Consider the following 23,804-nt stretch of genomic DNA (forward strand, 5'->3'; position numbering starts at 1 on the left):
TCCCCCCCCCCCCCCCCCCCCCCCCCCCCCCCCCCCCCCCCCCCCCCCCCCCCCCCCCCCCCCCCCCCCCCCCCCCCCCCCCCCCCCCCGCCGATCAGCAGTACAGGTTGTTCCCGGCGGGTACGCCGAGGACGCCGACGAACTGCTGGTACCTGGTGACGCGGCTCTGCACCTGGGCGGGGTTCCCGCCGTTGCACTCGATCGAGCCGTTGATGCTGCGGATGGTCTCGCCGAATCCGGCGCCGTTGACCATCGCGTTGTGGGCGGTCATGGTGCCCGGCCCGTTCTGGGTCATCCAGTACCAGATGGCGGTCTTCCAGGCCACCGACGCGTCGTTCTGCACCAGCCAGGGGTTGGTCAGCAGCGGCAGCCCCAGGGCGTTCCCGGCGGCGTTGTAGTTGAAGTTCCAGCTCAGCTGGATCGGTCCGCGCCCGTAGTAGGCGGCCTGCCCGGCGGGGCAGCCGTAGGACTGGCCCCAGTCGCAGTAGTGCGGGTAGTTGTCGGTGTTCTGCTCCACGATGTGGACCAGCCCGCCGGTCTCGTGGTACGCGTTCGCCAGGAAGGCCGCCGCCTCCTGCCGCTGGACGGTGGCGCTGCCGGTGCCTACGAACGCCGGGTAGGCGCTGAGGGCGGCGACGAGTCCGGAGTACGTGTAGAACGAGTTGCGGCTCGGGAACATCTGGTTGAACTGCGCCTCGCTGACCACGAAGCCGCCGGGGTTGGTCGGGGGCGGGCCGCTGGTGGGCGGTTGTCCACCGCAGGTGTAGGGCTCCCAGTACCAGGTGCTGATGACGGGGTCGTAGCCCGGGTTCTCGTGCTCGGCAATGTAGTACTGGCCGTTGGTGTAGCGCACGATGGCCCCGGCGGCGTACCAGGTGCCGGCGGTCCAGTTCGGGTGGTTGCAGCTTCCTCCGGGCGGTGGCGTGCCGCCGCCTCCGCAGGCGCCGAGGTCCTGCCAGACGCCGGTGGTGCCCGGCGGCGCCTCGTACTGGGTCCACCATTTCGCCTGGTAGTTGCGGCCGCCGTGGGAGACCTGGGCGCCTCCCGTGTAGACGGCCGAGGACTGCCACGGTGCCGCGCAGGCCGCGGCCGACGCCGCAGTCGACGGGATGACCACCACCAGTGCGCCGGCGGCGGCTACCACCGCGAGCATGACCAGGGCACGCAGTCTCGACATGTACTCACTCCTTCCCGGACACGACGGGCCGACGACCCGAGCATGTATCGACGGAAGTGACTGTAACATCATCTGTATACAATCTTTACTATTATGGCCGACGGGCCCGCACCCGACCGCGCGACTCGGCCCGAGGGCGTGGCTCAGCCTGTCGGCTGCTCCTGGAGGCGCAGTCCGATGCGCAGCGCCTCCACGGTCAGCTCCAGCAGCTCCTGCCGTTGCTCGGTGCCACCGGGAACCCGGCGCAGCAGTTCGGCCCGGACCCGCGACAGCGCCCCCTCGGCGAGCGGCTGCACCGCCGTCACCGCGTCGGCGAGGACCCGCAACGCGTCGGTGAGCGGCGTGTCGGGCCGGCTCGCCGCCCTGGCCGCGAGCACCGCCCGGACGCCGAGCACCACGAACGCACCGTCCGGCCGCCGGATCAGTACACCGCTGTTGGTGAGCGCGTGCATCAGGTCCGGATTGGTCCGCAGCACGCTGCCGATCGTCGTCGCCGGCAGGATGAACTGTCCGAGTACCAGGTCGGGGTCGAGCAGGGCCCGGATGGCCTCCAGCGGAAGTCCCTGACTCTGCAACTGGGCCACGCTGCGCATCCGCACCAGGTGCGACCGGTCGTAGTACGGGGTGCGGCCGATCCGCGCCGGTGGCTGCAACAGCCCCCTGGTGTGGTACGAGCGGATGGTGCGTGGAGTGAGACGGACCTCGGCCGCGAAACGATCAATAGTCATCAACTCTGGCCACTACCTTCGATCGTCGTGGCGGTGATTCCGGAGCCCCGAACGGAAACACCGCCGACAGTTGTCACAGTCGCACGACCTCCTCGCCGGCCGGGCCGGGGGAGAAAAGCGGAAGGACCCTCCGAGAGGGCGAACGCCTCTGCCGTACTTCGACGCATGGGAGGTCACCTGATCCCACCCGCCGACCGCATCCGACCGGAGCAGTTGGGGTGAGGCATTTCGATGACATTTATCCATCCTCCCTGAATCACGATTGTGGCAGTGTCGCGATAAGCAGAACATAAGGTGTTCATCAATGCTTTGGCTGTCGGCGCGGACCCGCTGGACCCCGCCCGGGCACGCCCGACGGCACGGACCACCCAGGCCCTGCGCCAACCCGGCCCCGACCAGGCATCCCGCGCCCACGACCACGGGTCCGGCCGACCCCGCGTCGCTTTTGGGCACAGCAGGCAGTTAGCGAGTTTTACCATGGTGTTCACACTTTAATGGCGGCTGGTCGGCACATTCATGACGGCAACCACGGTGTCCGTTCCCGACGATCCGCGTGCAGCCGAAACGGGTCGACACCAATTTGTACCGAGTTGACCGTTCTTGCCGCCCCGCCCGCCGACCAGATTGGGAGCCCACCCGGATCAGCGGTGACGCCAACAGGTCGGACTTCCCGGCCCAGCTCGTGAATCAGCTTGTCGTACGACGGCGAACGTCGACAGCACGACGCCGATCCGACAGTAATCGGATTGACAAAAGCGCCACTGACCGATCGTCGTATCCCCGGGAAGATGATCAGAGGAGCCCGAAAAAGGACGAATATTCAGCAATATCAATGTCATCTGGAAGGAAACGCTTCCGTTTATGTGACCGACCACACGAACTGTCGATCCTTATCGGTGTCCACGTAATCCAGGACTCCAGGGAGGTCCAAGGATGAACGTTTCCGCAAGTTCCGGACAAAAGACCAGAGGACTCCGCACTCTCCTGCTGCAGGGGACGCTGGCCGTAGCGATGATCTTCGCCGCCACGGCCGTCGCCAGCCCCGCGCAGGCGGCGGAGAGCACGCAGAAGGTCGCCCCGGCCACCGGCAGCCAGGCCGGCGTCCTCGCGCCGTCCGTCGCCCCGGCCGGCGCCAAGGTGCTCGGCACCGACGCGGTCGTCAAGCCGAACTGGGCCTTCAGCTACACCGTCTACTACACCCCGCCGAACTTCGTCGAGGCGTACGTCACCGTCACCTCGGGATACGTCAACTTCGGCGTCTTCTGCGCGGGCTGGGGCTGGGTGGACGTCGGCTGGGTCGGAGTCGGCAGCTGGTACCTGTGGGTGAACTGCGGCAGCTACACGGCGACCCAGTTCCGGTTCCTCGCCTCCGACTGAACGAGCCGGCGGTTCGGTAACCGTCGACAGCAGGGTGCGGCTCTCCGGATCGTCGGGGAGCCGCGCCTGTGCGCGTACCGGCGGGACGGCCCGCCCCGGCAGAACCAGGCGGGGCGGGCCGGACGGCGTACCGCCCCGGTGTTCAGCTCGTGGCCAGCGCCTCGGTCGGGGCCAGCCAGGCGGCCCGCACCGCCGGGTAGACCCCGGCGAGCACGCCGGTGACGACCGCGATCCCGATGCCACCGAGCAGCGCCTGCGGCGGCAGCACGGCGGGCCAGCCCTCGCGCACCGCGTACGCGGCCGTCACCGCCGTGCCGATCAGCAGGCCAAGCCCGCCACCGATCCCGGTGAGCAGCACCGACTCCGCCAGGAACTGCCCGGCGACGTGCCGGCGACTGGCTCCGAGGGCCCGGCGCAGGCCGATCTCCCGACGGCGTTCCAGCACCGAAATGATCATCGTGTTGGCCACCCCGATCCCACCGACCAGCAACGCGACCGCGCCGAGTCCGAGAAACAGCGAGGAGTACGCCCGTTCGACCAGCCGCTGCGCGGCCAGCGCGTCGGACGGCCGGGAGACGAGCACCTCGTCGGGACGCTGCGGATTGGCGGTACGGCCCAGCACTGCCCGCACGTCGTCGACCGCCGCGTCGTCCGTCCGTACGAAGATCTTCTCCGGCAGGCCGTCGAAGCCGAGATACCGTTGCGCCGCCGGCCAGCCGACGAGTACCGAGTTGTCGATCTCGGGGGCCAGCGGCAGGGACGTGAGCACCCCGATCGTGGTGAACCAGCGGTTGCCGATCCAGACCGGTGGCGCGGGTTGGCCGGCGCGGGGCTCGATGCCGAGCAGTTCACCGGCCCGGGCACCGAGCACGACAACCGGGTACGCCTCGGTCGCGGCGTCCAGGAAGACACCGGCGCGCATCGACGTCTCCAACACCGACAGCAGGTCCAGCCGGGCGGCGGCGACCGCCAACCCGTTGGTCTCCCGCTCCGGTATCCGGTCGGATCGCCGTACGGTGGCCGAGGTGTAGCCGACCGCGCTGACACCGCGCACCGGGCCGATGTGCCGGATCATCGGGACCGACTCGGCCGGCAGGGTGGCCGGCGCCCTGGTGACCAGGTTCTGTCCGGGCGTGACGGTGAGCAGGTTCGGCCCGAGCGCCGCCAGCCCGGCCCGTACCGCGGCCTGGTTGGACGCCGGGATGCCGATCACCGCGATCAGGGCGGCGATGCCGATGGCGATGCCCAGCGCCGCGAGCACGGTCCGGGCCGGACGGGCCCGGATCCCCACCGTGCCGAGCCGGAGCAGGTCGGCCAGGGGCAGCCGGGTGCCCGGTGGAAGCTCGACGCTCATCCGGACTCCTCACCGTGCACCACCCGGTCGGCGCGGATCTCGCCGTCGAGCATCTCCACCCGACGGGGCAGCCGCCCGGCGATCGCCATGTCGTGCGTGATCACCACGATCGTGGTCCCCTCGGCGTTGAGTTCCCGCAGCAGCCCGAGCACCTCGCCGCCGACCGCGGAGTCCAGGTTCCCGGTCGGCTCGTCGGCCAGCACGATGCTGGGACGGTTCACCACCGCCCGCGCGATGGCGACCCGCTGGCGTTCCCCACCGGAGAGTTCGGTCGGCAGGTGGTCGGCCCGGTGCGACAGCCCGACCCGGTCCAGCGCCTCGTCCGCCCGCGCCCGTCGTCGCCGGGCCGGCACCCCCCGGTACACCTGTGCCGCCATCAGGTTCTCCCGCGCGGTCATCCCGTCGGTCAGGTGGAACGCCTGGAACACGAACCCGATCCAGGACGCCCGTACCGCCGACAGCCGGCGGTCGCCCAGCCGGTCGGTCTCGTGGCCGTTGATCCGTACCGTGCCGGTGGTCGCCCGGTCGAGGGTGCCCATCAGGTGCAGCATGGTCGACTTCCCGGAGCCGGACGGACCGACGACGGCGAGCATCTCGCCCGGGTGCACGCTCAGGTTCGCGCGCCGCAACGCGCGGACACCGCCCGGGTACGTCTTCGAGACGTCCACGAGTTCGATCACCGGTGTCATCCGGCACTCACCACCCGCATGCCCTCGGTCAGCCCGGCACCGGAGACCTCGACCAGACCGTCGGCGAACAGACCGAGTTCCACCGCGACGTAGCGCTGGTCACCGTCGGCCGCCTCGATCCCGTAGCCGCCCTCGCGGAGCGCGAGCAGGGCCTGGACCGGTACGGCGAGCACGTCGTCGCGACGGGCACCGGTGAACCGTACGGTCACCGGACCGGCGTCCGTGCCGGCCGCCACCGCCGCGTCGTCGAAGCTGGCCGTCACCTCCAACTTCGGCTGCTTGCCGTCGTCGCCGTTGGCGCTGCCGACCGAGTCGACGGTGACCGTGGCGGACCGCCCGCCGGGCAGGTCGACGGCGGCCTTCGCGCCGGGGCGGGCGAACCCGCGCTGGGACTCGTCCAGCTCGACCGTGACCAGCCGCCCGATCCCGGTGACGGTGAGCACCGGCCCCTGGGCGGAGCCGCCGAGCTGCGCGGTGACCTCGTCGACCCGTACGGCGGCCGGCAGGACCACGACGTCGCCGGCGTCGATCCGGCCGGTCTCCGGCAGCTTCAGCGCCCGCTGCCAGCGCTTGATCGCACGGGTGGTGCTGGCCCGGAACGTGCTGTCCAGCTTGCCCACCTCGTAGCCGAGAGCGTGCAGGTTCCGCTTCAGGACGAGCACGTCCGGTCCGGCGGTGACACCGGGGGCGAGGGTCCGGTACATCGGGGTGTCACCGATGATCATCACGACCGGGGTGGCGTCCACCGCGTAGAGGCGACCGCCCCGGTCGACCACCGTGCCCGGCCGGGGCAGCCAGGTGAGGGTGCCGGCCTTGCGGCCGGCCACCGGGTGGGGTGCGCCGTAGCCGACGGTACCGCTCGCCGCGATGCGTTCGACCAGGTCCGTCATGGCGACGGTGGCGGTCGCCCGGGGCGTGTCGGCGCGTACCGGGTCGACCGGCACCCGGGGCAGCCGGCTGAACGCGACCACGCCCCCGGTACCGAGGACGACCACGGTGACGACACCGCCGAGCAGCCAGCGCTGCCGCCGTCGGCGGACCCGCGCCGGCCCGGTGGGGTACGACGGCCCGGCCGGGTCGGGCGGTTCGGCGGGGTCCGCGGCCGGTGTTCCGCTCACGACCCGGTACCCGACGTGCTCCGGCCGTACCCGGCCTCGCGCTGACACTCGCGCAGCTTGGCCAGGACGGTCGGATCGTTGATGTTGACGCCCGACGGGATCGCCCGCGCCGCGTTGCCGCCGCCGCTGTGCGGGTCGGGGTCGGGGTAGTCCAGACCGGCGGTGCGCATGCACTTCGCGAGAATCCGCTCCTGCTCCAGCGCCTCGGGGCTAAGCGGCTGCGGGTTGCCCCCGTCGGGCAGGTGCCGACGGCACTGCTGCAACGCGGCCGCTCGCCGCTGCTGCTGGTCCGGCGCCTCGGTCTCGTCGACCTCGTCGGACTGCGAACCCGAGTTGCCGTTCAGGGCATGTGATTCCGCTTCCGCTTCGAGATCGATTCCGTTGTCCTTCATGCACAGGTTGAACTCGTCCCGATCGGCGGCCGGGGCTAATGTTGGCGTTGCCGAGCCGGATAGCGAGGCCACCTCGCGAGCGGGTTCCCCACCGGTGCAACCGCCGGCTACCAGGACCGCCGTCAACATGGCGGGCACCATCCATTGTCGTCGCATGATTTCTCCCAGTCAGGAGGATGTCGATTGTCACCGACAGGTTTACGCGCCGACTGATATTGGTGGCGTAAGCGCTACTGCTTATCTCCTACTTACGACTGTTTCATGCACAATGGGGGCCGCAAGCGGAGATAGGAGTCGGATGCGCGTACTGATCGTGGAGGACGAGGACGTACTCGCCGAGGCGACCGCCGAAGGGCTGCGCCAACAGGCGATGGCGGTCGACACCTGCGGGGACGGCGCGGCCGCCCTGGAATTGATCAGCATCAACCGGTACGACGTGGTCGTCCTCGACCGCGACCTGCCCGTCGTCCACGGGGACGACGTCTGCCAGGCGATCGTCGCCTCCGGCGGCGAGGCCAGGGTGATCATGCTGACCGCCTCGGTCGAGCTGGACGACCGGGTGTACGGACTCAATATCGGCGCGGACGACTACCTGACCAAGCCATTCGCCCTCGCCGAACTCATTGCCCGGGTCCAGGCCCTGGGCCGGCGTGCCCGCCCCGCACTTCCCCCGGTGTTGCGCCGGGCCGGTATCGAACTCGACGTACCCCGGCACCAGGTGTTCCGGGACGGCCGGTTCATCGCACTCTCCCGGAAGGAGTTCGCCGTACTGGAAGTCCTGATGCGGGCCGAGGGAGCCGCGGTCAGCGCCGAGGAACTATTGGAGAAGGCATGGGACGAGCACATCGATCCATTCACCAACGCGGTCCGGGTGACGATGATGACGCTACGCAAGAAACTCGGCAGCCCGTCGGTGATCGAGACCCTGGCCGGAGTCGGTTACCGGCTGGGCGCCTGACCCTGCCGCTGCTGCTCTCGCGCCGGCTCACCTTCAAGGGACACCTGGCCCTGCTCTGCGGCGGGATGTTCCTGCTCAGCGCGACCGTCCTGCTCGCGATCAACTACCTGCTGGTCCGCGCCGCCCTCCCGCCGGCCGTGGCCGAGGGCACCGCCGCCGGCCACACCGGACCCACCTCGATCGTCCGCCCGATCGAGGCCGAAACCGTCGCCGACTACCGGATCGACGTACTGAACACGCTGCTCGCCCAGTCGAGCGTCACGCTGGCCATCACCCTCCTGCTGGCGCTGCTGGTGGGCTGGATCGTGGCCAGTCGGATGCTCCGGCCGGTACGCGCGATCGCGGAGACCGCGCGGCGGCTCGGCGCCGACAACCTCGACCAACGGATCCGGATGCAGGGCCCCCGCGACGAGCTGACCGACCTCGCCGACACCTTCGACAAGATGCTGGACCGGCTCTCGGCCTCGTTCGACAGTCAGCGCCGGTTCGTGGCGAACGCCTCGCACGAACTGCGTACGCCGCTGGCCGCGCAACGCACGCTGGTCGAGGTCGCCATGGGGCGCGACGGCACCGACCCGTCCGTACGCGACCTGTGCGGGCGGCTGCTCGCGATGAACGTACGCATCGAGTCCATGATCGAGGGGCTGCTCGTGCTCGCCCGCAGCGACCGTGGGCTGGACGCCCGCGAGCCGGTCCGGCTCGACCAGGTGGCGGCCTCGGTGATCAACGCGCAACGCGGCCCGGCCGCCCGCGCCGGGCTGCGCATCCACAGCGAGTTGGCGCCGCAGCTGGTCGACGGGGAACGGGTGCTGCTGGAACGGCTGGTGACCAACCTGGTCGACAACGCCATCAAGTACAACCACCCGGGCGGCCAGGTCTGGCTGCGGGTCGGCGGCGGGACGGCACTGCGGGTCGGCAACACCGGCCCCTCGGTACCGGTCACCTCCACCTCGGAGCTGTTCGAACCGTTCCGGCAGCTGCGGCGCGGTCGGGACGGCTCCGGGCACGGGGTCGGTCTCGGGCTGTCGATCGTCGCCTCGATCGCCTGGGCGCACCGGGGCTCGGTCCACGCCGACGCCCGCGACGGCGGTGGCCTCGACGTCGTGGTCCAGCTCCCCCGGTCCGCGTCGGCGCCCGCCGCCCGACCGGACGACGGCCCCCGCCGGGCCACCGGATCCGCACCCGACCGGGACAGGTAGGAACCGACCCGCCACCCCGGCGGCCGATGAGCATTTTTGAAGAAGTATTCGGCGCCGGGGTGGTGCACCGTCCTACTGTGTCTCATCCGGCCGGGATGGGCAGCGGCTCGAAGGCGGGGCAGATGTACCGTCCGATTCTTGATCCGGTGGCCCACTCGGTGGCGTGGAGCGCGGCCGTGGCGGGTCTGCCGATCCTGACCCTCTTCGTCCTGCTCGGAGTGGTCCGGGTCAGGGCCTGGATCGCCGCGTGGGGCGCGCTCGTCGTCGCGCTCACGGTGGCCTGCCTGGCGTACGCGATGCCCGCCGGTCAGGCGGTGCTGGTCGCCGGCCAGGGGGCGGCCTTCGCCATCTTCCCGCTGGCCTGGACGTTCGTCACGGCCATCTGGATCTACCAGATGACGGTGGCGGTCGGCTCCTTCGACGTGCTGCGGCGCTCCTTCGCCCGGGTGAGCGACGACCGGCGGGTCCAGGCGCTGATCATCGCGTTCTGCTTCGGCTCCCTGCTGGAGGGCCTGGCCGGTCAGGGAACCCCGGTCGCCATCACCACCGTGATGCTGCTCGCGCTCGGCTTCCGGCCGATGATCGCGGCGATCGTCGCGTTGGTCGCCAACACCGTACCGGCCGCGTTCGGGCCGCTGGGGCTGCCGATCACCACCCTCGCCCGGGTCACCGACCTGCCGGCCACGGAGTTGGGGGCGATGGCGGGCCGCCAGGTGCCGGTGATCGCGGTGTTCGTACCGCTGCTCCTGATCTGGCTGGTCGACGGACGCCGCGGGCTGCGCGAGACCTGGCACCTCGCGGTGACCTGCGGGCTCACCTTCGGCCTGGCGCAGTTCCTGACCTCGAACTACCTGTCGATGGCCCTGGCCGACATCGTCGCCGCCCTGGTCAGCGCGGTGGCCGTGGCGGTCGCGGTACGCCGCTGGCCGCCGCGACGCGAACCCGCCGAACACCCCGACCGCACCGAGCGGGAACCGGACGGTGGCTCGCGGCCGTCGCCGGACACCCCGGTCGGTTCGCGGACGTCGCCGGACACCCCGGTCGGTGCCGGCGGATTACGGCCGGGGGCCGACGCCCGCCCGTCGGCGTCGACGGCCGTGCTCGCCGCACGCCCCGGCGTGGACGGGGCCGATTCGCCGGCCGACGTCTGGCGCGCCTACTCGCCGTACGTCACGATCGTCGTGATCTTCGCGCTCTCCCAGGTACCCGCGGTCTCCGGGCTGCTGAACCTGGTGACCGTGACCTTCCACTGGCCGGGTCTGCACCTGGAGACCGGCTCCGGGGCGCCGTCGACGATTCCGCTCTTCCGCCTCAACTGGTTGTCCTCGACCGGAACCCTGCTGGTGCTGGCCGGTCTGATCACCATGGCGCTGCTGCGCGTCGCGCCGCGTACGGCGGTGCGGGCCTACCGGGACACCCTGGTCGACCTGCGCTGGGCGATCCTCACTGTCTGCGGGCTGCTGGCGCTGGCCTTCGTCATGAACGCCAGCGGGCAGACGACCACGCTGGGAACCTGGCTGGCCGCGGCGGGCGGGTTCTTCGCCCTCCTCTCCCCCGTACTCGGCTGGCTCGGTGTCGCGCTCACCGGATCCGACACGTCCTCCAACTCGCTGTTCGGCGCTCTCCAGGTGAGCGCGGCGCAGCAGACCGGCCTCGACCCGGTGCTGGTGGCCGCCGCCAACGCCTCCGGTGGCGTGGTCGGCAAGATGATCTCCCTACAGAACCTCACCATCGCCGCGAGCGCGGTCGGGCTGCACGGCCGGGAGGGCGACCTGTTCCGCCGGACCTTCGGCTGGAGCCTCCTGCTGATCGCCGCGATGGCGCTGCTGGTCGGTCTCCAGGCGACCCCGGTCCTGTCCTGGATGGTGCCCTGACGGCGGTGGCGGTGGGCCAACCGCCGGGAGTGCTCCGCCGCCACGTGTCCTCGGCGACACACCAACACGACATCTGGTGTTCAGCAACCACGCTCCCCCCATATATAGTCCGTGACGCAACTGGTTCGGCCGGGCATCCAACCCGGCCGAGGCAAGAGGGAACCCGGTGCGAATCCGGGACTGCCCCGCAGCGGTGAGTGGGAACGACAGCCGTCACACAGCACTGGGAGACGCCCGGCCGACGCCGGGCACGCCCCCGGGAAGCGACGGCCGGTAGGGGGTCACGGGTTCCGTGGCCGCGCCCACGAGTCCGAAGACCTGCCAGTCGTGCCGCGCCCGGCCAACGGTGCGCGGCGGTCCGAGGCCGCGCGGGACGGCTGACGGCTGCGACGCACCCTCGGGTGCGTCTCCGCCTGCCTGCGCGCACTTCCGGACCTCGTCGGCGACGAGTACGAGGAGCGACAGGTGACGGTCACACAGGTGGTGGCGGATGGTACGACGACGGACGGCGGTTCACCGAGCGCGGGGCAGCGGCGTACCCCGATGCGGGTGCGCGAGCGCGACGGCGCACTGGAGCCGGTCGACGTGAACAAGATCGTCCGGGCGGTGCAGCGCTGGGCGGACGACCTGGACGACATCGACCCGACGCGGGTGGCGACCCGGACGATCAGCGGTCTCTACGACGGGGCGACCACCGCCGAACTGGACCGGTTGTCGATCCAGACCGCCGCCGAGATGATCGGCGAGGAGCCCCAGTACTCCCGGCTCGCCGCCCGGCTGCTCGCCGGCTACGTCGACAAGGAGGTACGCGAACGGGGCATCGCCTCGTTCAGCCAGGCGATCCGGCTCGGCCACGAACTCGGGCTGATCGGTGACGAGACGGCGCGGTTCGTCGCGGTCAACGCCCGCAAGCTCGACGACGCCATCGACCCCACCGCCGACCTGCGGTTCGAGTACTTCGGGCTGCGTACGGTGCACGACCGTTACCTGCTGCGCCACCCGACCGACCGGCTGGTGCTGGAGACACCGCAGTACTGGCTGCTCCGGGTCGCCTGCGGCCTGTCGCAGACCCCCGGCGAGGCGATCGGGTTCTACCGGCTGATGTCAACGCTTGCCTACCTGCCGAGTTCCCCGACGCTGTTCAACTCCGGCACCGCGCACACCCAGATGTCGTCCTGTTTCCTGGTCGACTCGCCCCGCGACGAACTCGACTCGATCTACGACCGGTACGCCCAGGTGGCGAAGCTGTCGAAGTTCGCCGGTGGGATCGGCATCGCCTGGTCGCGGGTCCGGTCCCGGGGCGCGCTGATCCGGGGCACGAACGGCCTGTCGAACGGGATCGTGCCGTGGCTGCGGACCCTGGACGCGAGCGTGGCGGCGGTCAACCAGGGCGGCCGGCGCAAGGGGGCGGCGTGCGTCTACCTGGAACCGTGGCACCCGGACATCGAGGAGTTCCTCGAACTGCGGGACAACACCGGTGAGGACGCCCGGCGTACGCACAACCTGAACCTGGCGAACTGGATCCCGGACGAGTTCATGCGGCGGGTCGAGGCCGACGAGGTCTGGTCGCTGTTCGACCCGGCCGAGGTGCCCGAACTGCCCGACCTGTGGGGGGACGAGTTCGACGCCGCGTACCGGTCCGCCGAGGCCGCCGGCCGGTTCGTCCGCCAGGTCAGGGCACGCGACCTGTACGGGCGGATGATGCGCACCCTGGCCCAGACCGGCAACGGGTGGATGACGTTCAAGGACCCGTCGAACCGGCTGTGCAACCAGACCGCTGAACCGGGCAACGTGGTGCACCTGTCGAACCTCTGCACCGAGATCGTCGAGGTCTCCGGCGACGGCGAGACGGCGGTCTGCAACCTCGGTTCGGTCAACCTGGCCGCGCACCTGGCCGGTGACGACGTCGACTGGGACCGGTTGCGCGAGACGGTTCGCACCGCCGTGGTCTTCCTCGACCGGGTGATCGACATCAACTACTACCCGAGCGCCGAGGCGGCGGCGAGCAACCCACGCTGGCGCCCGGTCGGGCTCGGGCTGATGGGGCTACAGGACGTCTTCTTCGCGCTCCGGCTGCCGTTCGACTCGCCCCGGGCGCGGGAGTTGTCGACCAGGATCTCCGAGGAGATCTACCTGACCGCCCTGGAAACCTCCGCCGGGCTCGCGCAACGGTTCGGCCCGCACCCGGCGTACGAGCAGACGCGGGCCGCCCGGGGGCAACTCCAACCCGACCTGTGGGGCGTGACCCCGACCCAGACCGAGCGCTGGGCCGCCGTACGGGACCGGGTCGCGGCGTACGGGCTGCGCAACTCGCTGCTGGTCGCGATCGCCCCGACGGCCACCATCGCCTCCATCGCCGGCTGCTACGAGTGCATCGAGCCGCAGGTGTCGAACCTGTTCAAGCGGGAGACCCTCTCCGGCGAGTTCCTCCAGATCAACACCGCTCTGGTCCGGGAGCTCAAGGCCCTGGGCCGGTGGACCGAGCAGGTCCGGACCGAGATCCGCCGCGCCGAGGGCTCGGTCCAGGGCATCGCGGCGCTGCCGGCCGACGTACGGGAGCTGTTCCGGACCGCGTGGGAACTGCCGCAGCGCTCCCTGATCGACCTCGCCGCCGCCCGCTCCCCCTACGTCGACCAGAGCCAGTCGCTGAACCTGTTCATGAGCGCACCGAACATCGGCAAGCTCTCCTCGATGTACCTGTACGCCTGGAAGTCGGGGCTGAAGACCACCTACTACCTGCGCTCCCGCCCCGCCACCCGGATCCAGCAGGCCACCGTCGCGACCAACCGGCCGGTGCCGGTCGCCGACGACGAGGCACTCGCCTGCTCCCTGGAGAACCCCGAGTCGTGCGACGCGTGCCAGTAACCCCGACCCCCGTCACCAGTGAACAGTTAGGCAGCCCGATGACCAGCAAGAACGGCATGTTGCTCGACCCCGGCATGGACCTGACCCTGCGGCCGATGCGCTACCCGCACTTCTTCGACCGGTTCCGCGACGCGATCAGGAACACCTGGACCGTCGAGGAGGTGGACCTGCACTCCGACCTGGCCGACCTGGATCGGCTGACCCCGGCCGAGCGACACCTGGTCGGCCGGCTGGTCGCGTTCTTCGCCACCGGCGACACCATCGTCGCCAACAACCTGGTGCTCAACCTCTACCAGCACGTCAACTCCCCGGAGGGCCGGCTCTACCTGTCCCGGCAGCTGTTCGAGGAGGCCGTGCACGTCCAGTTCTACCTGAACCTGCTCGACACCTACGTACCGGACGAGAACGAACGGTTCGCCGCGTTCGACGCGATCGAGAACATCGCATCGATCCGCCGCAAGGCCGAGTTCTGCTTCCGCTGGATCGACTCCGTGTTCGACCTGCGCGAGCTACGTACCCGCGAGGACCGCCGGGCGTTCCTGCTCAACCTGATCTGCTTCGCCGCCTGCATCGAGGGGCTGTTCTTCTACGGCGCCTTCGCCTACGTCTACTTCCTCCGCTCCCGGGGCCTGCTGCACGGGCTCGCCTCCGGCACCAACTGGGTGTTCCGCGACGAGTCGATGCACATGGCGTTCGCCTTCGACGTCGTCGACACCGTCCGCCGGGAGGAACCCGACCTGTTCGACGACGAGATGCGCCAGCAGGTACGCGACATGCTCGCCGAGGCGGTCGAGTGCGAGGTCCAGTTCGCCGAGGACCTGCTCGACCAGGGCGTCTCCGGATTGTCGCTACCGGACATGCGCGAGTACCTCCAGCACGTCGCCGACCGGCGCCTGGCCCAACTCGACATCGAACCGGTGTACGGCTCGAAGAACCCGTTCGCGTTCATGGAGTTGCAGGACGTCCAGGAGCTGTCGAACTTCTTCGAGCGCCGGGTGTCGGCGTACCAGGTCGGGGTGACCGGGACCGTCCGTTTCGACGACGACTTCTGAGGCGTCCGGGTGGTGGGTGGGCCACCGGCCCCATCCACCACGGCACGGCGACGCCCGACACCGACAGCCGGATGACCGGGGACCGCCGGGAAAGCCGTACGATGGGCGGCAGTGCTGGTTCGCCCCGCTGTCGCGGTGGGGCGTCGTAAGAGGGAACCCGGTGCGAAACCGGGACTGCCCCGCAGCGGTGAGTGGGAACGACCGCCGTCATACGCACTGGACGCGCACGCGTCTGGGAAGCGACGGCCAGTAGGAGACCGGGTCGACCGGTCGCGCCCGCGAGTCCGAAGACCTGCCCGCACCGCGTACGCGTCCGCGTGCGCCGCCGACGCGCTGCGCCGTGCGGTCGCCGCGGTCCCGGCCGACCGGGTCTGGGTCAACCCCGACTGCGGGCTGAAGACCCGAGGGTACGCCAAGGTCGAACAGGCCCTGGCCCACCTCGTCGCCGCTGCCGCCGAGGTACGGCGCACGCTCGCCTGAGCACCGGGTGGGGCGGCGGAGACCGTCGCCCCACCCGCTCCCCACCCGTTTTCCCGTCTCCTGGAGGCCCCATGTCGTCGTTGAACCCCGAGTCCGTCGCCTTCCGCGCCGCGCTCGACGTCGTCCGTGCCGTCGAACCCCGGATCGCCGACGCGATCGCCGCGGAACTGACCGACCAGCGCGAATCCCTCAAACTCATCGCCAGCGAGAACTACGCCTCCCCGGCGGTGCTGCTCGCGATGGGCAACTGGTTCAGCGACAAGTACGCCGAGGGCACCGTCGGGCGCCGGTTCTACGCCGGCTGCCAGAACGTCGACACCGTCGAGTCGATCGCCGCCGAGCACGCCAAGGCGCTCTTCGGGGCCCCGCACGCGTACGTCCAGCCGCACTCCGGCATCGACGCCAACCTCGTCGCGTACTGGGCGATCCTGGCCGACCGGGTCGAGGCACCCGCGCTGAAGGACGCCGGTGTCCGCAACGTCAACGACCTCTCCGACGCCGACTGGGCACGGCTGCGGCAGGCGTTCGGCAACCAGCGGATGCTCGGCATGTCGCTGGACGCGGGTGGGCACCTCACCCACGGCTTCCGGCCCAACATCTCGGGCAAGATGTTCGACCAGCGCAGTTACGGCGTCGACCCGGCGACCGGTCTGATCGACTACGACGGGCTGCGGGAGACGGCGCGGGAGTTCCGTCCGCTGGTCATCGTCGGGGGCTACTCGGCGTACCCCCGGAAGGTGAACTTCCGGATCATGCGGGAGATCGCCGACGAGGTCGGGGCGACGTTCATGGTGGACATGGCCCACTTCGCCGGCCTGGTCGCCGGCAAGGTCTTCACCGGCGACTTCGACCCGATCCCGCACGCCCACATCGTCACCACCACCACGCACAAGTCGTTGCGCGGGCCGCGCGGCGGCATGGTGCTCTGCCAGCCGGAACTCGCCGACCAGGTCGATCGCGGCTGCCCGATGGTCCTCGGTGGCCCGCTCGCGCACGTCATGGGCGCCAAGGCCGTCGCGCTCGCCGAGGCCCGCCGGCCCGAGTTCGCCGACTACGCCCAACGCATCGTCGACAACGCGCGGGCGCTCGCCGACGGTCTGCTGCGACGGGGGGCGACGCTGGTCAGCGGCGGCACCGACAACCACCTCGTGATCATCGACGTCGACCGGTACGGTCTCACCGGCCGCCAGGCCGAGCAGGCGCTGCTCGACTCGGGTGTGGTCACGAACCGCAACTCGATCCCGCAGGACCCGAACGGCGCCTGGTACACCTCCGGCATCCGGATCGGCACCCCCGCCCTCACCACCCGGGGACTCGGCCCGGCGCAGATGGACACGATCGCCGACCTCATGCACACCGTACTGCGCCAGACCACCCCGGCCGCCGGTGCCGACGGCACCCCGTCGAAGGCGAGGTACACCCTCGACGCCGCCGTCGCCGAGCGGGTGTCCGCGCAGGCCACCGAACTGCTCGCCGACTTCCCCCTCTACGGTCGGGTCGACCTCGGCTGAGTCGCGTACCGCTCTCGCCGCTCGGCCCCGGGGTCGTTCCCCGGGGCCGAGTGGACGCCGCCGGGTGATCGGTACGTCGGCGGTCGGTACGTCGGCGGGAGGTGCAATTCCACCTTCCGCACTCCTTTGATCGGGCCACCCCGCGATTCTCCACATCCGGGAATTGCATCGTTCCCGACATACGGGGGCACGTGTGGTATTCGAGTTGTGCGGTCATTCCATTGACACACGTCACAGCCGTACAGTCATTGCGGGCACCCGACAGGACTCATGCGTCGGCGTCCGACGTCTTCCGCTCCGTCCCCCGGTCACCACGGAAAAGGGCTACAACTGACCGTGGTTCGGTGGCGGGATGTCGCCGATCTCGTACGCGCCGAGGTGGTGGTACTTCCAGTCCACCGGGTCGTGCACACTGTGCGTACGGGCGTTGCGCCAGTGCCGGTGCAGGTCCCACCGTTCGTCGGTGGCACTGGTGCCGCAGAGCGCGAAGAGTTCGCTGCCCGCCTCCACGGCCACCTCGCTGGCGAACGCCTTGGCGCCCGCGACGGCCAACGATCCGGTGACGGCGGCGGTGGCGTCGACCGGCACCAGCCCCACGTTCTCCAGGACCGTCGCCGCGTCGACCAGGAGCGCCTCCGCGGCCCGTACCCGGGTGGCCAGCCGACCGTAGCGGTGCAGGACGTGCGGGTCGCCGGCCACCGAGTCCGCGCCCGCCCGGACCGCCTCGGTGCTGGGACGCGCACGCTCCCGCAGGTAGGAGCGGGTGTCCCGGAGCGCGCCACCGGCGATGCCGGTCTCGATCGCGGCGTGCACGAGCTGGGCCCGGGCGCCGAGCTGCTGTGGGACGGCGTAGGCGGCGGCGTAGTCCAGCACCAGGTCCGGGTCGACCGCGACGCCGTCGAGGGTGGTGGTGCCGCTGATCGTGGCCCGCTGCCCCATCGTGTTCCAGTCCTGGTCGACGCTGAGTCCGGTCGCGTCGCGGGGCACCAGGGACAGGGTCAGCCGACCCTCGTCGGTGAGCGCGCTCACCGCGACCCAGGCCGCCGTCAGCGCGCCGGTGCAGTAGTACTTGCGCCCGTGCAGCCGCAGCCGGCCTCCGTCGTCGGGGGTCAGTCGGGTGCCGAGGTCCTGCGCGTGCCGGCCACCGCGTTCGGCGAGCGCGTTGCCGATCCGTCGGCCGGCCAGCACGTCGGCGAAGAGCCGCTTGCGTACCGCCGGTCCGCCCCAGACGGCGAGGATGTCCACGACCAGGAAATGCCCCTGCGGCACCTGCGCGATCGCCGGGTCGACGCTCGCCAGGATCCGGGTCACCTCGGCCAGCGTCCGTGGCCCGAGACCCGGTCCACCGTGGTCGGTCGGGACGGTGATGCCGAGCAGACCGGAGCTGTCGAGAACGGCGAGCACGTCGCGGGGTACGACCGAGGCACCGGCGCGGTCGCGCTCGATCACATCGGCTGCCAGGGCCTGCGCCACGCGGTGCGCGGCCGCCACCGCCTCGTCGTGAGTGCGGAGGTACGCAACAGCATCGATCACCAGCGCACGGTAGCACCGCGATTTCGGCACCGGCAGGACCGGCCGCAAAATTCGATCATGACGCGCCGAGCGGCCCGATCGGAGGCCGCCGCTGCCGCCGCCACCGTCACACCGCTACCCGGTCGGCGGTGACGAAGAAGCGGTGCGGTGGGTCGTCGTAGCGGGTGAGGTGCCAGCCGGTGTGGGAGGTCGAGCGGCGCAGCGGCGTTTCGGCGAGCGGCTCGTCGGGCCGCAGCGGGCGGCCGTGCCGGGCCGCGAGCGCCGCCCGACCGGACGGATGGAAGAGGGCGAGCCGCCCGCCGGGCCGGGTGATCCGGGCGAGTTCCCGCAGGCCGGCCTCGGGATCGGGCAGGTGGGTGAGCAGCCCCGCGGCGAACACCGCGTCGACGGAGGCGTCGGCGAAAGGAAGGTTCCGGGCGTCGCCCAGGATCAGGTCGGCGGCGGCCCGACGGGCGGGTGGCCCGGCGGCGTCGAGCATCTGCGGCGTGAGGTCGAGACCGACGACGACACCCAGGGGGCCGACGGCAGCGCGCAGCGCCGGCAGGGCGCGACCCGTACCGCAGCCGATGTCGACGACGACACCGCCGCCGGGGAAGTCCGCCTCCGCGACGGCGGCCGCGTACGCCGGCAGGTCGTCGCCGAACCTCGTGTCCCAGGTGGCGGCACGGGTGGCGAAGAACGCCCGCGACTCGCTCAGGTACCAGCGGTCCTGCGACACGAGCCGGTCGGTGAGTTTGCGGATCACCGGCCAGGTCGGGTCGTGCAGATCGATGACGATGTCGCACTCGGGGCCGCCTCGACCGTTGACGGCCGGGCCGACCGGCGGGGTACGGAGCCAGACGACCACGGTCCACCTCCCGGTCGGCGGTCGCGCACGCCAGCCGGAGCCGTGACCGAGGACGACGGTGTCCGGGCTGCCTCCCGCCCACCGACCGCCCTCGTCGGTGAAGGGTGTGCCATCGGTCAGCCGGGTGCAGTGACGTCCGCCGGCCCGGAGTCGGTCGGCGAGACGGTCGGCGACAACGGCCGTGTGCGGGGCGCCGCCGTCGACCACGACCGACACGGTGCCCGCCGGGAGGGCGTCGGCGACGTGGCCGAGGACCTCGGCCCACCGTCGGCGCTGTTCGTCGGTCAGGGTCTGCCACGCCGGTGGCGCCAGCGGTTCACCAGCCATGACCCCATGATGCAGATGCGGCGGGAGATTGGGAACAGCAGGCCGAGGATACGGCCCAATCAGCCCAATAAGGCTCGCAGGTGCGGCCCACTAAAGTGGTTAACGTGACGCTGTTTCGGATCCGTACGGGTCACGGTGGCGAGCCCACGCTGACCGCCGGTAGCAGAGGGAGGACCAGCTCATGAGAGCACGACGGTTCCGCACCGCCCTGGCCGCGCTCACCGCACTGGCGGCGTTGGGTCTCGCCGGCTGCGACGCCGACACCGCCAGCCCGCAAGCGAGCAGCGGCAGCCAGGGCGTCACCGGCACGATCACGGTCTTCGCGGCGGCGTCGCTGACCGAGTCGTTCACCGCCATCGGCAAGGACTTCGAGGCGGCCAACCCCGGCGCGAAGGTGATGTTCAGCTTCGCCGGCAGCTCCGCCCTGGCCACCCAGATCAACCAGGGGGCACCGGCGGACGTGTTCGCCTCCGCCGCCCCGGCGAACATGAAGACCGTCACCGACGCCGGCAACGGTGCCGGCACCCCGACCACCTTCGTGAGGAACCAGCTCGTCATCGCCGTGCCGAAGGGCAACCCGAACGGCGTGACCGGGCTGGCCGACCTCACCAAGCCGGACGCGAAGGTCGCCCTCTGCGCCGAGCAGGTGCCCTGCGGCGCGGCGGCGAAGAAGGCCCTCACCGCCGCAGGCGTCACCCTGACCCCGGTGACGCTGGAGCAGGACGTCAAGGGCGCGCTGTCCAAGGTGAAGCTCGGCGAGGTCGACGCGGCCCTGGTCTACCTGACCGACGCGAAGGCATCCACCGCCGACGTGGACGGCATCGAGTTCCCCGAGTCGGCCGGCGCGATCAACGACTACCCGATCAGCGCGCTGAAGAGCGCCCCGAACAGGGCCGGTGCGCAGGCGTTCATCGCGTACGTGCTGTCGGACGCCGGTAGGTCCGTGCTGACCCAGGCCGGCTTCCAGGCCCCGTAGGACGTGTCCCCCTCCGACGGAACCGACGTGGCGCAACGGCCGGCGGTGGTCGCTGCGCCACGTCGTCGACGGCAACGCGTCCCGGTCGCGTTGCTCGTCCCCGCCGCCATCGGCCTGCTCTTCCTGGTCCTGCCGCTGGCCGGACTGCTGGTCCGGACGCCGTGGAGCACCCTGCCGCAGCGGCTGGCCGAACCGGGCGTACTGACCGCGCTGCGGCTGTCGTTGCAGACCGCCACCCTCGCCACGCTGCTCTGCCTCGCGTTCGGCGTACCCCTGGCCTGGTTGCTGGCGAGGATCGAGTTCCCCGGCCGCCGGGTCGTACGCGCACTCGTCACCGTGCCGCTCGTCCTGCCGCCCGTGGTCGGCGGCGTGGCGCTGCTGCTCGTCTTCGGGCGGCGGGGCCTGCTCGGCGGCTGGCTCGACTCCACCTTCGGCATCACACTGCCGTTCACCACCACCGGCGTCGTCCTCGCCGAGGCGTTCGTCGCCATGCCGTTCCTGATCATCGCCGTGGAGGGCGCGCTACGCGGCGCGGACACCCGCTACGAGGAAGCCGCCACCACCCTCGGCGCCGGCCGGTGGACCACGTTCACCCACGTCACCCTCCCGCTCGTCGCCCCCGGCATCGCCGCCGGTGCGGTCCTGTGCTGGGCCCGCGCCCTCGGCGAGTTCGGCGCCACCATCACCTTCGCCGGCAACTTCCCCGGCCGCACCCAGACCATGCCGCTCGCCGTCTACCTCGCCCTGGAGACCGACCTGGAATCGGCCATCGTGCTCAGCCTGATCCTGCTCACCGTCTCCGTCGCCATCCTGGCGAGCCTCCGCGACCGCTGGATCACCAGCCCATGACCACCACCACTGCCAGTTCCCTGCTCGACGCCCACCTCGTCGTCGACCGGGGCACCTTCCGCCTCGACCTGGGGCTGCGGGTCGCCGCGGGCGAGGTCGTCGCGCTACTCGGACCCAACGGCGCCGGCAAGACCACCGCCCTGCGTACGCTCGCCGGCCTCGCCCCGCTCACCGCCGGACACATCACCCTCGGCGGCACCGACCTCGACCGGCCCGAGCACCGCACCTGGCTGCCCACCGAGCGCCGGCCGATCGGCGTCGTGTTCCAGGACTATCTGCTCTTCCCACACCTCAGCGCGGTGGACAACGTCGCGTTCGGACCGCGCCGGCACGGCGTCGACCGGCGGACCGCCCGGGAACAGGCCACCGGCTGGCTGGAACGGATGGGACTGGGCGAGCACGCCCGACGCAAACCACGGCAGCTCTCCGGCGGGCAGGCCCAACGGGTCGCGCTCGCCCGCGCCCTCGCGGTCCGTCCCGCGCTGCTGCTGCTCGACGAACCCCTCGCCGCGCTCGACGCCCGTACCCGGTTGGACACCCGCGCCGAGCTGCAACGTCACCTCGGCGAGCACACCGGCGCGACGCTGCTGGTCACCCACGACCCGCTCGACGCCCTGGTGCTCGCCGACCGGCTCGTCATCGTCGAGGACGGCCGGGTGGTGCAGGAGGGCAACGCCGCCACCATCACCGCCCGGCCGCGTACGGACTACGTCGCCCGCCTCGTCGGACTCAACCTCTACCGGGGCCACGCCGACGGCCTGACCGTCCTGGTCGGCGACGCGTTCCCGCTGACGACCGCCGACCGGCAGCACGGGGACGTCTTCGTCGCCTTCCCGCCCGCCGCGGTGGCCCTGCACCCCCACCGGCCCGACGGCAGCCCTCGCAACACCTGGCCGGCCACCGTCACCGGCATCCAGCGGCACGGCGACAACCTGCGCATCCAGCTCGACGGTCCGATCGCGGCCGCCGCCGACGTCACTCCGCTGGCCGCCGCCCAGTTCCACCTCGCCCCCGGCCAGGCGGTCTGGGCCGCGGTCAAGGCCACCGAGACCCGCGTCTACCCCGCGAGCGCCCCGTAACCGACCCCGTCGGGGGCCATGCGGGTGAACTTCTCGTTCAACCCGGTGTGCGGCTGTTCTCGTAGGCCACGGGGTCAGGCGCTCTCGTGGTCCTCGGGGCCGGCGACGCGCAGGTGCGCACCCGCCTGTTTCGCGGCCTGTTCGAGGCGCTGGACGGCGTCGTCGGAAAGACCCCGCTCCCGCGCGGTCCAGGAGATCCACGCCTCGGCGACGTCCGGGAAGACCCGCGCGATGTCCGGGTTGTCGATCGGGTCGGTGGCGTGCGCCGGCAGGCCGAGAACGGCCATCACCCGACGCGGACCGATGTGGAACGGGTCGCAGCCGGCCTGTTCGACGAAGTACGTGACGAGCAGGTCGACGGCCTGACTCGTGACGTCGTTCGCGGGCAGCCCGGAGGCGGCCTCGGATGCCAGGAACGTCCGCTTCAGGAGTCCGATCTCCACGGTGCCGGGAAAGGGATCCGGTGGCGCGGCGACGTCGCTCAACGCGCGGGCCCGCGCCAGGGTCAGCGCGCGCATCTTCCGGTACGCCGCCGGCACCGGCTTGGGTTGGTACTCCCGGTTCTCGGTCAACTCGTCCGAGGTGGCGATCGCCTCCTCGAACAGCCGCCGCGCGAGCGCGGGGTCGAGTGGCTCGCTGACCAGGCCGTCCTCGCCCTTCTCGGCGTGCCGCAGCACCTCCATCAACGAGTCCAGGTGGGTGCTGAGGGTCAGCTCCCGGAACAGTCCGTCACCGAGAGTACGGTCGATCATCGCCAGGATGGCGTGCTCGTCCTCCCCGTCGTAGGAGAACGCGCAGACCACGATCGCGGTCTCGTCGAACGGGTCGTGCGCCCACCAGCAGCCGTCCACCCGTACCCGGCCGATGGTGGGCGCCCACGGCGGCTCCGGCACGCCCTCTGCGGCGAGCCGGTCGGCGTTCAGCCGGGCGAGTTCGCGCTGGGTGTCGATCGTGCTCATCGCCTCGAAGCCGCGCAACGCCGCCAACGCCGTCGGCGTCCTGCGCTGGCCCAGCTCGTGGATCACCATGGCGTCCGACTGGACCGCGGTGGCCAGGGACAACGAAATGCCCTCCGCGCTCTGGTGGGCGAGCAACTGGGTCATTCCCTGCTCCACCGACCACGGCGAACTCTCCGCCATTATGGAGAAGTTCCATTCCAGGAAGTTCGCGTCCGCGGCGGCACGACTGGCGCTCTGATCGCTGTCACCCATGCGCTGATTCTCGCAGCCGACGGGCCATCATACCCGCTGCCCCGGCCGAGGCGCGGCACAAGAAATATGCGGCCGGCCGGTTGGGTTCCGTGATCGGCGCCGGGAACTTTCCCCGCCCGTCGGACGACCAGTCCTGCGTTGATCCCGTACGGCGGGCCGGCCCGGTGGCGGGACACGGGGGCGGGATCCTCGCCGTCCGGGCGAAGGT

Annotated in this window: 20 protein-coding genes and 2 riboswitches; of the genes, 11 read left to right on the forward strand and 9 right to left on the reverse strand. The window is 71.1% G+C overall.

Annotated features, from left to right (window positions below; genetic code table 11):
• Positions 1-94 precede the first annotated feature (94 nt).
• Both ACZ6QQ_RS36015 and ACZ6QQ_RS36020 read right to left on the reverse strand, forming a co-directional pair.
• Positions 95-1,177 carry a glycoside hydrolase family 19 protein gene (locus ACZ6QQ_RS36015; protein WP_465882463.1) on the reverse strand — a complete coding sequence of 361 codons (1,083 nt, stop codon included), beginning with the start codon at positions 1,175-1,177 and terminating at the stop codon, positions 95-97.
• Between the two features lie 143 nt (positions 1,178-1,320).
• Complete coding sequence (locus tag ACZ6QQ_RS36020) at positions 1,321-1,905, reverse strand: MerR family transcriptional regulator (RefSeq protein WP_465882464.1); 585 nt, start codon at positions 1,903-1,905, stop codon at positions 1,321-1,323.
• Positions 1,906-2,838: 933 nt separating this feature from the next.
• Between ACZ6QQ_RS36020 and ACZ6QQ_RS36025 the strand changes: the two genes are divergently transcribed.
• Positions 2,839-3,282, forward strand: coding sequence for a hypothetical protein (locus ACZ6QQ_RS36025; protein WP_465882465.1), 444 nt, complete (start codon positions 2,839-2,841; stop codon positions 3,280-3,282).
• Between the two features lie 142 nt (positions 3,283-3,424).
• On the opposite strand, the gene ACZ6QQ_RS36030 is transcribed toward ACZ6QQ_RS36025, so the two are convergent.
• Genes ACZ6QQ_RS36030 through ACZ6QQ_RS36045 form a run of 4 tightly spaced genes read right to left on the reverse strand, consistent with a single transcriptional unit; the run spans position 3,425 to position 6,964 of the window.
• Positions 3,425-4,636, reverse strand: coding sequence for an ABC transporter permease (locus ACZ6QQ_RS36030; protein WP_465882466.1), 1,212 nt, complete (start codon positions 4,634-4,636; stop codon positions 3,425-3,427).
• Complete coding sequence (locus tag ACZ6QQ_RS36035) at positions 4,633-5,316, reverse strand: ABC transporter ATP-binding protein (RefSeq protein WP_465882514.1); 684 nt, start codon at positions 5,314-5,316, stop codon at positions 4,633-4,635. The genes ACZ6QQ_RS36030 and ACZ6QQ_RS36035 overlap by 4 nt, the downstream gene beginning before the upstream one ends.
• Before the next feature lie 5 nt (positions 5,317-5,321).
• Entirely contained in the window at positions 5,322-6,443 is a 1,122-nt protein-coding gene (locus ACZ6QQ_RS36040) for a peptidoglycan-binding protein (RefSeq protein ID WP_465882468.1), read from the reverse strand.
• Positions 6,440-6,964: a hypothetical protein gene (locus ACZ6QQ_RS36045; RefSeq protein ID WP_465882469.1), complete on the reverse strand. Its 525-nt coding sequence runs from the start codon at positions 6,962-6,964 to the stop codon at positions 6,440-6,442. Before ACZ6QQ_RS36045 ends, ACZ6QQ_RS36040 begins: the two co-directional genes overlap by 4 nt.
• Before the next feature lie 169 nt (positions 6,965-7,133).
• Between ACZ6QQ_RS36045 and ACZ6QQ_RS36050 the strand changes: the two genes are divergently transcribed.
• The 7 genes from ACZ6QQ_RS36050 to ACZ6QQ_RS36080 all read left to right on the forward strand — a co-directional run bounded on the left by ACZ6QQ_RS36050 (position 7,134) and on the right by ACZ6QQ_RS36080 (position 16,774).
• On the forward strand, positions 7,134-7,793 hold the full coding sequence (locus tag ACZ6QQ_RS36050; RefSeq protein WP_465882471.1) for a response regulator transcription factor: 660 nt from the start codon (positions 7,134-7,136) through the stop codon (positions 7,791-7,793).
• Positions 7,794-7,858: 65 nt separating this feature from the next.
• Positions 7,859-8,992: a sensor histidine kinase gene (locus ACZ6QQ_RS36055; protein ID WP_465882472.1), complete on the forward strand. Its 1,134-nt coding sequence runs from the start codon at positions 7,859-7,861 to the stop codon at positions 8,990-8,992.
• 122 nt (positions 8,993-9,114) lie between these two features.
• Positions 9,115-10,866 carry an L-lactate permease gene (locus tag ACZ6QQ_RS36060; protein WP_465882473.1) on the forward strand — a complete coding sequence of 584 codons (1,752 nt, stop codon included), beginning with the start codon at positions 9,115-9,117 and terminating at the stop codon, positions 10,864-10,866.
• A 104-nt stretch (positions 10,867-10,970) separates the two neighbouring features.
• Positions 10,971-11,206, forward strand: a riboswitch (cobalamin riboswitch).
• Positions 11,207-11,409: 203 nt separating this feature from the next.
• Positions 11,410-13,731, forward strand: a complete 2,322-nt coding sequence (locus ACZ6QQ_RS36065) for a ribonucleoside-diphosphate reductase subunit alpha (protein WP_465882515.1) — start codon at positions 11,410-11,412, stop codon at positions 13,729-13,731.
• 38 nt (positions 13,732-13,769) lie between these two features.
• Positions 13,770-14,783 (forward strand): ribonucleotide-diphosphate reductase subunit beta, encoded by a 1,014-nt coding sequence (locus ACZ6QQ_RS36070; protein ID WP_465882475.1) that lies wholly within the window; start codon positions 13,770-13,772, stop codon positions 14,781-14,783.
• Positions 14,784-14,881: 98 nt separating this feature from the next.
• Positions 14,882-15,097: riboswitch (cobalamin riboswitch) on the forward strand.
• A 19-nt stretch (positions 15,098-15,116) separates the two neighbouring features.
• A complete protein-coding gene (locus ACZ6QQ_RS36075) occupies positions 15,117-15,263 on the forward strand; it encodes a hypothetical protein (protein ID WP_465882517.1) in 147 nt (48 codons plus the stop codon).
• A 71-nt stretch (positions 15,264-15,334) separates the two neighbouring features.
• The gene (locus ACZ6QQ_RS36080) at positions 15,335-16,774 is read left to right on the forward strand and encodes a glycine hydroxymethyltransferase (RefSeq protein ID WP_465882477.1); all 1,440 of its coding nucleotides are present in this window, start codon (positions 15,335-15,337) and stop codon (positions 16,772-16,774) included.
• Positions 16,775-17,098: 324 nt separating this feature from the next.
• Here the strand turns inward: ACZ6QQ_RS36080 and ACZ6QQ_RS36085 are convergent, their stop codons facing one another.
• Both ACZ6QQ_RS36085 and ACZ6QQ_RS36090 read right to left on the reverse strand, forming a co-directional pair.
• A complete protein-coding gene (locus ACZ6QQ_RS36085) occupies positions 17,099-18,307 on the reverse strand; it encodes an acyl-CoA dehydrogenase family protein (RefSeq protein WP_465882478.1) in 1,209 nt (402 codons plus the stop codon).
• 106 nt (positions 18,308-18,413) lie between these two features.
• Positions 18,414-19,481, reverse strand: coding sequence for a class I SAM-dependent methyltransferase (locus tag ACZ6QQ_RS36090; protein WP_465882479.1), 1,068 nt, complete (start codon positions 19,479-19,481; stop codon positions 18,414-18,416).
• A 181-nt stretch (positions 19,482-19,662) separates the two neighbouring features.
• On the opposite strand from ACZ6QQ_RS36090, the gene modA reads away from it, so the two are divergent.
• The 3 genes from modA to ACZ6QQ_RS36105 are packed head-to-tail and all read left to right on the forward strand — an operon-like array spanning position 19,663 to position 22,385.
• Entirely contained in the window at positions 19,663-20,457 is a 795-nt protein-coding gene (modA, locus tag ACZ6QQ_RS36095; RefSeq protein WP_465882481.1) for a molybdate ABC transporter substrate-binding protein, read from the forward strand.
• 27 nt (positions 20,458-20,484) lie between these two features.
• On the forward strand, positions 20,485-21,306 hold the full coding sequence (locus tag ACZ6QQ_RS36100; RefSeq protein ID WP_465882482.1) for an ABC transporter permease: 822 nt from the start codon (positions 20,485-20,487) through the stop codon (positions 21,304-21,306).
• A complete protein-coding gene (locus tag ACZ6QQ_RS36105; RefSeq protein ID WP_465882484.1) occupies positions 21,303-22,385 on the forward strand; it encodes an ABC transporter ATP-binding protein in 1,083 nt (360 codons plus the stop codon). The genes ACZ6QQ_RS36100 and ACZ6QQ_RS36105 overlap by 4 nt, the downstream gene beginning before the upstream one ends.
• A 74-nt stretch (positions 22,386-22,459) precedes the next feature.
• Here ACZ6QQ_RS36105 and ACZ6QQ_RS36110 read toward each other — a convergent pair whose 3' ends face one another.
• Positions 22,460-23,596: a hypothetical protein gene (locus ACZ6QQ_RS36110; protein ID WP_465882486.1), complete on the reverse strand. Its 1,137-nt coding sequence runs from the start codon at positions 23,594-23,596 to the stop codon at positions 22,460-22,462.
• Between the last annotated feature and the right edge of the window lie 208 nt (positions 23,597-23,804).

The organism is Micromonospora sp. NPDC049529 (assembly GCF_055586685.1).